Genomic DNA, 12451 nt, shown 5'->3' with positions numbered 1-12451 from the left:
TCGGGCCTTCGTATCGGGCCCTCGTATCGGGCCCGGATCGCCTTGGGACTGTGGGGATTTGGGGCGAGGTGCGGTGGCCTGTCCGAAAATCTGTTGAAATCACCGACTCCCGGCGTGACAAGCCGCGGGGAACTTGGGTAGCGTGAGCCCCGCTCGCTCTCCCCGTCGGGCGAGTGCTTCGGGTCGAACCGCCTAGTCCTGCCATCGACCCTGAGCCCCTGAACGATCCGCATGGCAGGAGCGGGGGACCCACCTTCGGGCGTCGCACGACGTCCTCGGGGTGAAGCCCTCCGTGGACCGCAAGGTCCGAGTGAAGGCCGGGCGAGCAGCACCTCATTCCGCCCGAACCCGACAGCTCACCTCGTAGGCGTCGAGAGGTCAAACGTGGCTCAGAACGTTCCCGGGCGCCACCGCGCCCCCGGTCGGTTCAACGCGATCGCCGAGCTCAAGCTCATCGCCAAGGAGTCCGCTCAGCCCGCCGTCAAGGGGGCCGCGATCGTGGCCGCCTCCGGTGGGCTCGTCGCGACGTTCGCCGGGCCGGCGAGCGCCGCCGACGGCTCGAGCACCGCGGCCCCGTCGGTCGTCGGCCCGCAGGTCGGCACGCTCAAGGCGGCCAGCGCCCTCTCGGCGATCGGCTACGCCAAGCCGGCGGCGAAGCAGGCGAGCGTCAAGCCGCTCGTCATCAAGGACGTCACCGTCGAGAAGCAGCGCGCCGCCGAGAAGGCTGCCGAGGACGCGCGCCAGCAGGCTGCGGACCGCTCCTCCCGCTCGGCCTCCCGCACGGCCCTGTCCGACCCGGCGCCCACCGCGTCCGGCATCGTCGGCATCGCCCAGTCCTACTTCGGCGTCCCGTACGTCTACGGCGGCACGAGCCCGTCGGGCTTCGACTGCTCCGGCTTCGTCCAGTACGTCTTCCGCCAGGCCGGCATCTCGCTGCCGCGCACGGCCTCGCAGCAGAAGGCCGCGACGACGCCGGTGAGCAACCCCCGCGCCGGTGACCTCGTCTTCTTCGGCTCGCCGGTCTACCACGTCGGCATCTACGTCAGCCCCGGCGTCATGATCGACGCGCAGCGCCCCGGCACGACGATCGGGTACCACTCGATCTGGACGACGCCGTCGGGCTACGGCCGCGCCTGACCGACCCGTGGCTTCCGTCGCGCCCCCGACCCGAACGGGTCCGGGGCGCGACGTCGTTCCTCGCCGGCGTGGTTGGATGACGTGATGACCGTCCAGGCTGCTGCAGAGTCCACGACCCTCATCGAGCTCGACGTCTGGGGCGACCTCGTCTGCCCGTGGTCATGGATCGCCAAGCACCGGATCGAGGCCGCGATCCACGCCTTCGAGCGGCCCCACGACGTGTCGGTGCGGTTGCGGGCCTACGAGCTCGACCCCGAGTGGCCGGTCGGGCGCAACGACCGCGCGCAGGACCAGATCGGCTCGCGGACCAACGGTGACCCCGTCGCCGGGCACATCCTCAACGCCAAGGCCATCGAGGCGGCCGAGGCCCACGACCTCGTCTTCGACTTCGACACCGCGGTCATGGCCAACACCTTCGACGCGCACCGGCTCGTGGCCCTGGCGCGCGAGATGGGCGGCCGGGCCCTGCAGGCGGCTGCCGTCGAGCGCTTCTTCTCGGCGCACTTCCGCGAGGGGCTGGCGCTCGACGACCACGAGGTGCTCCAGCGCCTCTGCGCCGAGTGCGGCCTCGACGAGCGGCGGGTCGCCGCCGTGCTCGCGTCCGACACGTACGCCGACGACGTGCGCGCCGACGAGAGGCAGGCCCGCGACCTCGGCATCACGGTGACGCCGTTCGTCCTGGCCAACGGGTTCGCCGCCGTACCGGGGGCCCGCCCGGTCGAGGACTACCTCGCCCTGCTGCGCGGGGTCGCCGTGCAGGGTGGCGACGAGGCGTAGCTAGCCGGCGGCGGTCGGCGACGCGTCCCCGAGCGTCTTCGCCGAGGGCGCCCCGGCGCTGGGGCGGCCGAAGGACACCGCCTCGTCGACCGGCCCTGGCGCGGCCGAGCGCAGCTGGGCATCGGGCAGCGCCCCCAGGGCGGCGTTGACCATCGAGAAGGCCCGCCGCAGCGCGACGAAGACGGTGATGGCGAAGATCTGCCGGTCGTCGAAGCCGGCGGCGCGCAGCGGCTCGAGGTCGGCGGGTGTCGTGGAGTTGGCGTCGCGGGCGACGGTGCGCGCCCAGCCGGCGAGTGCGGCATCGGCGGGGTCGAGCGGAGCGTCGTCGCCGGCCAGCACCGCCGCGGCGACGTCCGGGCCCGCCTCGCCGGCGAGCCGGTTGCCCCACGCCAGGGCGCAGTAGGAGTCGCTGCCCGTGGCCGCGGCGGCGCTGATGAGGATGCCGCGCTGCCGGAAGGTGAGGCCGCCCAGGCGCACCATGTCGGCGAGGAGTCCGAAGAGCGTGTCGTGCGCCGCCGGGTCGTGCGCCCACAGGTGCGACAGGTTCATGACGAACCCCTGGGTGCCGAGGTCGCCCTCGAAGGAGGCGCGGACGGCGTCGGTCAGCGGCGGCTCGGTGAGGAACCCGTGGGCGGGGTCGGTGGCCATCAGGCGCTCCGTTCGTCGTGCGACGCGTTCATCGTGGCACGGGCTGACGCGGAGTGTGGGCCGATCCTGCAGGGGCCGTTGGGCGCCGGGCGCGCTCAGGCCCGGCCGATCGGGCTGGTCAGGCAGGCGTCGGCGCGACGGACAGGTCGATGCTGACGTCGACGGCTCGCAGCTCTCGCACCAGCGCGTCCTCGCGAGCACTCAGCTCGGCGAGGCGCGAGGCGTCGGGGGCTCGGGTACCGGAGGCGAGCGAGGCCCAGCGGACCTCGTCCTCGACCTGCGCCAGCTCGGCGACGATCGCTGCAACCGTTCTGCTCATGTGCCCGCCGTACCCGCCGCCCGCCGGCTTGGAACAGGTCGGCACGTGACCTCGGCCGGGTCGCCCGCGAGTTCCCTGCGGGCGCGTCGGACTGCCTGCGGACGCGTTCAGTCCCGCTCCCATGGGGCGTCCTCGCCCATCTTGGCGTAGTACTTCGCGAGATGGCTGCGGACCCGGTCGACATCCGAGGAGGGCAGGTCGACACCACCGCGGGAACCCTGCATGACGGCGGCGGCCGCCATGACGCCACGGGGGACCGCACGCAGCCGACCGTCGACGACGTCGGCGATGAGCAGCTTGTAGGCCGTGAAGTTGTCCTTCTTGTCCTTGTCGTACCAGACGTGGGCGTCGCGGTACTTCTCGTTCGGCTCCTCCTCGGCGCCGGCCCAGGCGCGGACCCGCTTCTCGGCGGCGTCGCCGTCCCACTCGCGGTCGCGGTCGGCGAGCGGCAGATCCTGGAAGCTCGTGACACTCATGCTGTCCGTCCTTTCTCCGACGCTGGTGCCGTGGAGCCGTACCCGGTCGGGCGCTCGGGACACCATGGGTCGGGGAGGGCGCCGGACGCGTCGGGCGCCCCGGGGCGGGACGTGGCGCGCCCCGCCGCGTTCGGGTGGCCAGGTCCGGGAGGCGAGTGCCTGGGTCCGGGGGCGCCGCGGCGGGGCGAGCGAGTCCGTGCAGTTCCGGTCCGGGGTGAGCAGGCCCGCGGGGCCGCGTCACCGGTCCGGATCTCCACGGTGACACACGCGCGCGCTCGGTGGGAGATTGGCCGGCTGTGAGTTGGAGGGCGAGCGCAGGGCTGCTCGGCATTGCCAGTTTATGTTTCAGTTTGCAACTGGAACTAAGTCTGCTAGTGTTGAGCCCAGCACGAGGGTCCGTCCTCCCCACGCACACTCATCGAAAGGCGCACCATGAGCACCTCCACCTTCCGGCCGAAGTACGTCTCGTTCGACTGCTACGGCACGCTGATCAGCTGGCCGATGACCCCGATCACCAAGGAGCTGGTCGGCGACCAGATCCCGGCGGAGCAGTGGGACCAGTTCGTCGCCGAGTTCCGCGGCTACCGCTACGACGCCGTCCTCGACGCGTACTACCCCTACGAGCAGGTGCTGCAGAGCGCCTTCGACCGGGTCTGCCGCAAGTGGGGCATCGAGTCCGACCCCACGGCGGGCAAGCGGTTCGCCGACGGCGTCCGCAGCTGGGGCCCGCACCCCGACGTCGTCGAGCCGCTGAAGAAGATGGCCGAGCACTACAAGCTCGTCATCCTCTCCAACGCCAGCAACGACTTCCTCGAGGAGAGCGTGCCGCGGCTGGAGGCGCCCTTCCACGCCGTCTTCACCGCCGAGCAGGCCGGCTACTACAAGCCCCGGTACGCCGCGTTCGAGTACATGCTCGACCAGCTCGACGCCAAGCCCGAGGACTTCGTCCACGTGTCCTCGCACACCCGCTACGACCCGCTGCCGATGCACGACATGGGCTTCCGCAACCTCGTGCTCCTCGACCGCGGCTACGACCCGGTGCCGCCGGGCTACGGCCTCACCGTCGTGAAGTCCCTGGACGAGCTCAACACGCTGCTCGGCATCTGAGCTGCGACGAAGGTCCTCACCATGTCTTCCAGCCTCAGCCGAGCGATCGCCGGCTTTCCCAACGGGTTCGACCCCGGGGTGGTGGGCACACTTCCGCAGCATCTCCAGGAGACCATCCGGCGGCGGAACGAGGTGCTCGGCCCGGGCTACATGCTGATGTACCGCGAGCCGGTGGAGTTCGTCTGCGGTCGCGGAGCGCACCTGTTCGACCTCGACGGCAACGACTACCTCGACGCCTACAACAACGTGCCGTGCGTGGGGCACGCCCATCCCCACGTCGTCGAAGCGGTCCACCGCCAGATGGCGGCGGTCAACACGAACACGCGCTACGTCCAGGAGGCGCTGGTCGACTACGCGGAGCGGCTCCTGGCGACGTTCCCCGAGGGCCTGTCGAAGCTGAGCCTGGCCTGCAGCGGCTCGGAGGCCAACGACCTCGCGATGCGGGTGGCGAAGTACCACACCGGCGGCGAGGGAATCGTCGTGACGCGGTGGGCCTACCACGGCATCACCAGCGAGGTCTCGCGGTTCTCACCGACTCTGGGCAAGGGCTCACCGCTGGGACCGAACGTCCGGCTCATCGATCCGCCTGACCCGCGACTCGTTGCTCCCGGATCCACGCTGGCCGAGCACATGCGCGCCCAGGTGCGTGCCGCAATCGACGACCTCGAGCGCCACGGCTACCGGCTCGCGGCCCTGGTCACGGACAGCGCCTACAGCAGCGACGGGATCTTCACCGACAGGGTCGGCTACATGCAGGCCGTGGTGGAGGAGGTCCACGCCGCCGGAGGCGTCTACATCGCGGACGAGGTGCAGTCGGGCTTCGCCCGCCTCGGGGACGCCATGTGGGGGTTCGCCCGCCACGGCGTGCTGCCGGACATCGTCACCCTGGGCAAGCCGATGGGCAACGGAGTGCCGCTCTCGGGTGTGGTCTTCCGGCCCGAGGTGTCCGAGGAGTTCGGGCGCAACGTCCGCTACTTCAACACGTTCGCCGGCAGCTCGATCCCGGTGGCGGCCGGGGCCGCGGTGCTCGACGTGTTCGAGGAGGAGAACGTGCAGCAGCGCGTCCTCGAGAACGGCGCGGCGCTGCGAGCCGGACTCGAGGAGATCACCCGCGAGTCACCGCACGTCGCCCAGGTGCGCGGCAGCGGTCTGTACGTCGCCGTGGAGATCGTCGAGGATCTGGAGACGCGGGCGCCGGACCGGGCCCGAGCCGAGGACGTCATCAACGACATGCGGGATCGTCGAATCCTCATCAGCGGCACTGCCCGGGGTGCCAACGTCCTGAAGGTCCGTCCTCCGCTGGCCTTCAGCTCCGCCGATGTGACCCGGTTCCTGGAGACCTTCGCCGAGGTCGCCAAGGACCGTCTGTAGCAGCCCGGCCGAAGGGACCGACAGTGCACGCCTCACCACGCTCGAGCCCGGCTGAACGGCTCTTCGCCGAAAGCGGCATGGGGTCGTCGCACACGCCCATCGACGTGGGGCTCGTCAGGCTCCTCCTCGACGAGCACTACCACCTCTCCGGACGGCTCCACCCGCTGGCGACGGAGAAGGACGACACGTTCCGGCTCAGGGGTGACTCGGCCCGCTACCTCGTGAAGGTCTCACCACCTGACGAGGCCCGGGCGGTCGTCGAGTTTCAGACGGCCGCGATGCGCTTCCTCGAAAGCGCATCGCCCGAGCTGCCCGTCCAGCGGGTGAGGCTGACCGTGGACGGACGCGACCACGTGCTCATCGAGGCAGGTGACGGCACCGCCCGGGTGCTGCGCGTCTTCGACTTCGTCGACGGTGCGGTCTGGGCTCAGGTGAACCCGGACGGCCAGCAGCTCGCCAAGGTCGGCCAGATGCTCGGACGAGTCGACGTGGCGCTCGAGGCGTTTGCGCACCCGGCGGACCGCCGGGGCCTGGTGTGGGACATCCGGCACTTCCACGAGCTGACCGAGCTCGTCGAGCACACCCCGGATGCCGAGCACCGGCGGCTGGCCGACAGGGTGTTCGAGCTGTTCGAGGCAACCATCGTCCCGAGGCTGGACGACCTCGAGACGCAGGTGATCCACGGTGACTACAGCCCGTACAACGTGGTCGTCGACGAGCAGAGCGTCGACTACGTCACCGGTGTCATCGACTTCGGGGACACCATGCGCAGCGCCGTCATCTTCGATCCCGCGGTGGCGATGGCGAACCTGCTGGGCCGGACGTCGGAGCAGCCGTGGCGGGAGGCCTGCGGCTTCGTCGCCGGCTACGAGAGCGCCCGGCCGATCAGGGACCGGGAGCTGCCCCTGCTGCCGGCGACCGCGTTGGCGCGGCTCACGCTCCGCGCGCTGATCACCAACTGGCGCGCGGAGCGCGTGCCGGAACGGCGCGACTACCTCCTGGCCCACGCCAAGGACGACTGGGTCAACGTCGAACGTGCCCTGGCGGTGCCCCTGGCGGACGTCGTTGCCCAGCTCCGGGGTTCGCCGTCGTGAGCAGCCCTGACCGACTCCGCATCGCTAGGGTCCTCGCGTGAGCAGCAACCCCACGTCCCGCGACTACAACAAGGCATCCGTCCTCGACGTGCTGCTGTCTCGGGCGCCGCTGACGCGCAACGAGGTCATCGACCTGACGGGCTTGAGCAAGGCCACGGTGTCGCGCGCCGTGGAGGAGCTTCGGGTGGACGGCTTCGTCGTCGACGGCGGAGTCGACGAGGTCGCCGGCCGTGGCCGCCGGTCCACGTACCTGGACGTGCCCGGCACGATGGGGCACGTCGTGGGCATCAGCTTCGGCATGCAGACGACCTGTGTCCTGGTCGCCGACCTCAGGGGTCGCGAGCTGGGACAGGTCATCGTGCCCACGGTGACCCGCGAGGAGGTCGGGAACACCGCGCAGTGGCTGGTCGCCCTGATGGCGGAGACCAGCGCCGCGGCAGAGGGGCCGTTGCGCCAGGTCGTCGTCGCGGTGCCCGGCCGGGTCCGGAACGGCACAGAGATCTTCGGCCCGGCGGAGTCGATGACGGTCTTCGCGGGCTCTGGCCTCCAGCGAGCCCTGGCCGACCTGGTCGACGCTCCCGTGCTCCTCGACAGCGATGCCAACGCGTCCTTGCTCGGGGTCCTCGTCGAGGACACCACCCTGCGAGACGCTGCTCTCTTCAGCGTGAGCAGCATCCTGAACGTCGCCAGCTGCACCGACCAGGAGCTCCTCCGAGGGCGGACGCCTGCCTTCGGCGACATCGGTGTGCTGTTCTCCGGGGTCGGCGCCGAGCCCCTCGACGGGCTCCTCAGCGTCAGCGGTCTGCTCCGGTTCGCCCGAGAGCGGGGACTGGCCCTCGAGCGCGTCGAAGACCTGTGGCTGCAACCCCACGACGACGGTCCGCGTGCCGAGGTGCTGGATGCCTTCACCACGGCAGTCGTCACCGCCGTCACCGCCGTCGCCGTGACGCTGGACCCGGAGTCGGTCTTCTTCGTGGGTCGGCTCAGCCCGCTCGTCGACGAAGTCCTCCCCGAGGTGCGAAGCCGGCTCGACAAGAGCCTTCCGGCGGTCCCCGAGGTCAGGACGGTGACCCAGGTCCTCGGCCTGTCGGTGGCACGAGGAGCGGTGTACGCGTGCCTGGCGGTGGCTCGGGAGCGGTTGGGAGACGCAGTGCTCGAGGCACGCAGGCAGGGCCCCAACGCCCAGCAGCCCTTGCCAGCCTTCTGAGTGAACGGGCAACACAGCACCACGCGGAGTGCCTGCGGCCGTGAAGAGGCCCCAGGAGCGTGATGAGCCACCGCGACAGGGTCCTTCCCCTTCAGCAGCCGGACGGCCTCCGCGCGCACGGCCGCGCCCAGCTCGGTTGACAGGACACCACTGCGGTGCGGACTCGCGCCTGCCCGGCGGGAAGTCCCACGGAACGTCGGTGACGGCCCTCCCTGGTGACCCGGATGTCATCCATTGCAGGTCGGGGGTTGATCTTCGGTGACCCCGGCGAGTACCGTGATCGACGAACTTGGAAAGCGCATTCCCGTCTGGCACTTTCAGTGGACACCTCTGCGACCAACTGGCACAGAGGAATCGGCGACACCGCGGCGGCTTGTCTGGCCGGCTGAGCGAACGGGAGCCCGGCGCTTTGACGCTGGCCTGCGCGCACGTGCAGGGGCGGCCGAAACATCGAGAAGGTCACAGGAGATCGCAATGCACGTTTCCCTGGGTAGCCAGCGTCGGCTGCTCGCAACACTCTTCACCGCCACGGTTGCACTCGCCCTGGGCGGTATCGGCTCCGGCGCTCCGGCGAACGCCGCCGTTCCAAGCGCTGATGGTGTAGTCAGTTCGGCAGCCGGCAGCTCGGCCATCGTGGATCCGAACATCGGCCGCGGTGAAGGCACCGTCGTCAGCGACGCTGGCTTCGCTCATCCCGGGATCGTCAGCTCCCGCGAGGAGCTCAACCTCATGCGCGACATGGTGCAGAAGGGTGTGGAACCCTGGCGTAGCGCCTACGAGTCGGTGCGCCAGGACCCACGCGCGAGCAGCAGCTACCAGCTGCAGGGGCCGCTGGCGGTCGTCGAGGGGTTCAATCGCCCGATCGAGTACACCATCGGCACGGATGGTTTCGCGGCCCACGCGAACGCCCTGGAGTGGTACGTCACCGGCAACCCGGCCCACCGGGACAAGGCGCTCGACATCATCCGTCAGTGGTCCGCCAAGCTGACCAACCTGACCGAGTTCATCCATGCCGCACCGGGTGTTGCACGGATGGCCAGCGCCGCCGAGATCCTCAGGTACACCAAAGGATCCGGCTGGACCGACGCGGACACTGCCGCGTTCAGCCACCTACTGCGAATCGTGGCATCGCCACCTCCTGTCGGCGTCGACCGGGACGACATGTTCCAGAACCAGGCCGGCTACGGACACACCGCGCTCTTCGCTGCTGCGGTCTTCCTCGACGACAAGGCGCTCTACGCGAAGTATCTGAACCGTGCCACCATCGGGACGAACCCCGTTCCCGGGCAGGACTTCTCCCTGGACCGTCAGATCCGCGACAACGGCCAGCTCAACGAGATGGGTCGTGATCAGCCCCACGCTCACGGCGACCTGACGACACTTGCCGAGATCGCCCAGACCACATGGATCCAGTCCCGCGAGGGCCGGCTCGGCGACGCGGGGAAGGACCTGTTCACCTACCACGACAACCGACTGCTCTCGGGTGCGGAGTTCTTCGCCAAGTACAACCTGGGCTACGACGTCCCATGGACGCCGCACCAGCTCAACCCCACCACCGTCTACAAGACGGTGTCGCCCACCACTCGCGGTGAGTTCACCGGCAAGCTCAGCGAGTTCAACGTCAACTCGCCGCTGAAGGCCCTGATCTACAACCACTACCACTACCAGCTCGGCGTGCCCGACAAGGACATGCCGTACCTGTCCGCCATGGCCAAGCAGATCGGCTCCGACTGGAACGACCTGCTCTGGAGCCCGGCCGCGGCCGCGTCGTCCGTGCCGCCCGCCGGTCCGCCGGCCCCCGACGGCAACTACGGCCCGGACCCCTCCTTCGAGCGGGTCGCCGCCGCCGACTGGACGGAGACGTCCGGCAAGAACGACATCCGCAACGACCCTTGGGTAGACGCCGACGGTTCCCGTCTCATCGTGCGTGACATCCAGCAAGGCGGGTGGATCAAGTACGCCGACTTCGACTTCGGTGACATCCCGCGCGACACGTTCCTGCTTCGGGGCGGAGCCAGCACCACGGTGCCGACCCAGGTCGCCATCCACCTCGACTCGCCCACGGGTGAGCTCATCGGCAACGCCACGATCGCCCCGACCGGGTGGTACACGATCTTCCAGACCACCGCGACGCGGCTCACCCGGCCGCTCAGCGGCAAGCACACCATCGTGCTCACGTTCACCGGGTCGAACAACGTGTACCACTGGCAGGGCGCGGTGGACTGGATCAAGGTCGCGTCCGGCTCCGCTCAGCTGGACAACGCGGCGGCCGCCGCACCCGTCCAGCATGGGACGAAGCCCGGCCCGGACGGCTCGGTCACTCTCTCGACCGGCTCCTCGCTCGGCTGGAAGGACCTGGACTTCGACAGCGGATCCCAGTCCTTCACGGCCAACGTCCGGACGACCGGTCCGGCCACGCTCGAGCTGCGCACCGGATCACCGGACGGGCCGGCCGTTGCGACCTACGCCCTGCCGGACACCCGCGGCGCCTGGTTGCCGGTGCAGCGCGCGCAGAAGGCGCGAGCGGTCCTCGGCCGCAAGGACGTCTACCTCGTGCAGACCGGGGGCGCGGACGTGTCGCTGGGAACGGTGCGCTGGACCGAAGGCGTCGACCCCTACCTCGCCACCCCCGCAACCGCCGTGATGGGCACCCCCGCGGGGCGGTCAACCGTCATGGGTTCAGACTCCGCCCTGCTCGTGCAGGCACAGAGCACGATCGCCCTGCCGCTCGTCGAGTTCAAGTCGGGTGCGGAGACCCTGGCGATGACCTACCGCAGCGCCCTGCCGGTCTCGGTGAACGTGTACTCGGACACGGTGGAATCGAACCCGATTGCGGTCGGCGTGCTGCCCGCGTCGCCCGACGGACTGCTCAGGACTGCACGGCTGCCGCTCACGCCGTCGCCGAAGCGGGCGCACATGCTGTTCATCTCCGTCGATGCGCCGCTGGTCCTCGAGCAGGTGCAGGCCGACCCGGTGAACGCCGCACCGCCGCAGGTCACGGTGCAGGTCCCCGACTCGGTGAAGACCGGTTCCGAGGTCCGTGTCCCGGTGACGGCCTACGACCCCGATGGGCACCCGGTCAAGATCAGTGCCGAGACACTGCCGCCGGGCGCTCGACTCGAGGGGAACGTCATCGTGTGGACGCCGCGCCAGAGCGGTGACCAGCCGATCGTCCTGATCGGCGACGACGGCCACGACGTCACGCGCACGCCGGTGACCGTCACCGTCACCTGACCGACAAGACACACCGAGACGGAACGCCGCTACCGAGCCCCTTCGCGGTTGCAGGAAGGCGCTTTCCTTACCGGCCGGATGTCGCGCCGTATCCATTGTGGCGGCCTGTGACGGCGGCCCCTATGTCCCTGAATGCGAAGGAGCATGATGTCCCACCGATCGACTCCACCTGTATCAGGCGGCGACGCCCCACCGACGGCGCGTCGCGGCGTGCGAACCATCGTCGGCCTGGTCCTCGCGGCGTTGCTCCCCATCGCGTCCGTCACCGCCACCGCGACGCCCAGCCGGGCGACCGGAGCAGCGGCGTTGCTCGAGGACAACGTCTACGTGCGGTCGACCTCGCCGGCGACGAACTTCGGTACTGCCGCAAACCTCGTGGTCGGCAAGGGCGGGCACGCCTACTTCCGGCTGGACATCTCCCAGCTCGATGTCGCGGTGCTCGATTCGGTCGTCCTCAACATCACGAAGTACAACAACGCCGCGACACTGGTCGCCACGCGAAGCAGCGAGTACCTGACGAACGCAGGCTCGCCGACGACCACCGGATGGTCTGAGTCGAACGTCACCTGGAACACTCGGCCCCTCGACATCGTGGGCTCACCTGCCGTCACCGCGACGGCACCGCAGGGCACCTCCGCCGTGCCGCTCGACATCACGGAACTGGCGAAGTCTGCGAAGGCGGCGCACAGCGACGTGCTCACGGTGCATCTGACGACCACCGCAGTCGACGATCTCACGATCGCCGGCACCGACGTCTACTCCACGCGTGCGCCGAATGCGGCGGACCGGCCATGGGTGCAGGTCGCCTCCGTCACCGACGAGCCAGCCGTCGACTATCCCATCGCCCAGCGGTTCGCCGACTACCCGTCCAACGGCGCCTCCGCGCAGGCAGTCGTCCACATCGCCGCCGGCGACGGCACCTATCTCGCCGTCGACAAGGCGACGGGTGCAGTCCACGCAGTCGCCGACGTGAACGCCGCCGGCCTGTTCGCCATCTACGGGTACAGGTACACCGCGGCCGACTACCAAGGACTGGGCGGCGGGGCAGCAGACCTCCTACGCCATCAAGAGCCTGGACACC

At 69.9% G+C, this 12451-nt stretch carries 11 protein-coding genes and 1 riboswitch; of the genes, 8 read left to right on the top strand and 3 right to left on the bottom strand.

Annotation, left to right across the window (positions count from 1 at the left end; genetic code table 11):
* Positions 1-198 precede the first annotated feature (198 nt).
* Positions 199-382: riboswitch (cyclic di-AMP (ydaO/yuaA leader) on the top strand.
* Between the two features lie 2 nt (positions 383-384).
* Both ACR9ZK_RS05455 and ACR9ZK_RS05450 read left to right on the top strand, forming a co-directional pair.
* A complete protein-coding gene (locus tag ACR9ZK_RS05455; RefSeq protein WP_481340869.1) occupies positions 385-1137 on the top strand; it encodes a C40 family peptidase in 753 nt (250 codons plus the stop codon).
* 84 nt (positions 1138-1221) lie between these two features.
* Positions 1222-1914, top strand: a complete 693-nt coding sequence (locus ACR9ZK_RS05450; RefSeq protein ID WP_481340868.1) for a DsbA family oxidoreductase — start codon at positions 1222-1224, stop codon at positions 1912-1914.
* Here ACR9ZK_RS05450 and ACR9ZK_RS05445 read toward each other — a convergent pair whose 3' ends face one another.
* The 3 genes from ACR9ZK_RS05445 to ACR9ZK_RS05435 form a co-directional block, all read right to left on the bottom strand.
* Positions 1915-2562: a carboxymuconolactone decarboxylase family protein gene (locus tag ACR9ZK_RS05445; RefSeq protein WP_481340867.1), complete on the bottom strand. Its 648-nt coding sequence runs from the start codon at positions 2560-2562 to the stop codon at positions 1915-1917. It abuts the gene before it with no gap.
* A 118-nt stretch (positions 2563-2680) separates the two neighbouring features.
* Positions 2681-2881, bottom strand: coding sequence for a hypothetical protein (locus tag ACR9ZK_RS05440; protein ID WP_481340866.1), 201 nt, complete (start codon positions 2879-2881; stop codon positions 2681-2683).
* 107 nt (positions 2882-2988) lie between these two features.
* Positions 2989-3357, bottom strand: a complete 369-nt coding sequence (locus tag ACR9ZK_RS05435) for a hypothetical protein (protein WP_481340865.1) — start codon at positions 3355-3357, stop codon at positions 2989-2991.
* 432 nt (positions 3358-3789) lie between these two features.
* Here ACR9ZK_RS05435 and ACR9ZK_RS05430 point away from each other — a divergent pair, with 432 nt between their 5' ends.
* The 6 genes from ACR9ZK_RS05430 to ACR9ZK_RS05405 form a co-directional block, all read left to right on the top strand.
* Positions 3790-4464 carry a haloacid dehalogenase type II gene (locus ACR9ZK_RS05430; protein WP_481340864.1) on the top strand — a complete coding sequence of 225 codons (675 nt, stop codon included), beginning with the start codon at positions 3790-3792 and terminating at the stop codon, positions 4462-4464.
* A 21-nt stretch (positions 4465-4485) separates the two neighbouring features.
* Positions 4486-5835: an aspartate aminotransferase family protein gene (locus ACR9ZK_RS05425; RefSeq protein WP_481340863.1), complete on the top strand. Its 1350-nt coding sequence runs from the start codon at positions 4486-4488 to the stop codon at positions 5833-5835.
* A 23-nt stretch (positions 5836-5858) separates the two neighbouring features.
* A complete protein-coding gene (locus ACR9ZK_RS05420) occupies positions 5859-6929 on the top strand; it encodes a phosphotransferase (protein WP_481340862.1) in 1071 nt (356 codons plus the stop codon).
* 37 nt (positions 6930-6966) lie between these two features.
* The gene (locus tag ACR9ZK_RS05415; RefSeq protein WP_481340861.1) at positions 6967-8136 is read left to right on the top strand and encodes an ROK family transcriptional regulator; all 1170 of its coding nucleotides are present in this window, start codon (positions 6967-6969) and stop codon (positions 8134-8136) included.
* 276 nt (positions 8137-8412) lie between these two features.
* Entirely contained in the window at positions 8413-11370 is a 2958-nt protein-coding gene (locus ACR9ZK_RS05410; protein WP_481340860.1) for a carbohydrate-binding protein, read from the top strand.
* A gap of 210 nt (positions 11371-11580) precedes the next feature.
* A partial coding sequence (locus ACR9ZK_RS05405) for a DNRLRE domain-containing protein (RefSeq protein ID WP_481340859.1) occupies positions 11581-12451 on the top strand: 871 nt, incomplete at its 3' end.

Source organism: Monashia sp. HAY1-5C, assembly GCF_056755255.1.
Note: the sequence above shows the minus strand (reverse complement) of the source record. Positions and strands in the feature narration are given on the sequence as shown.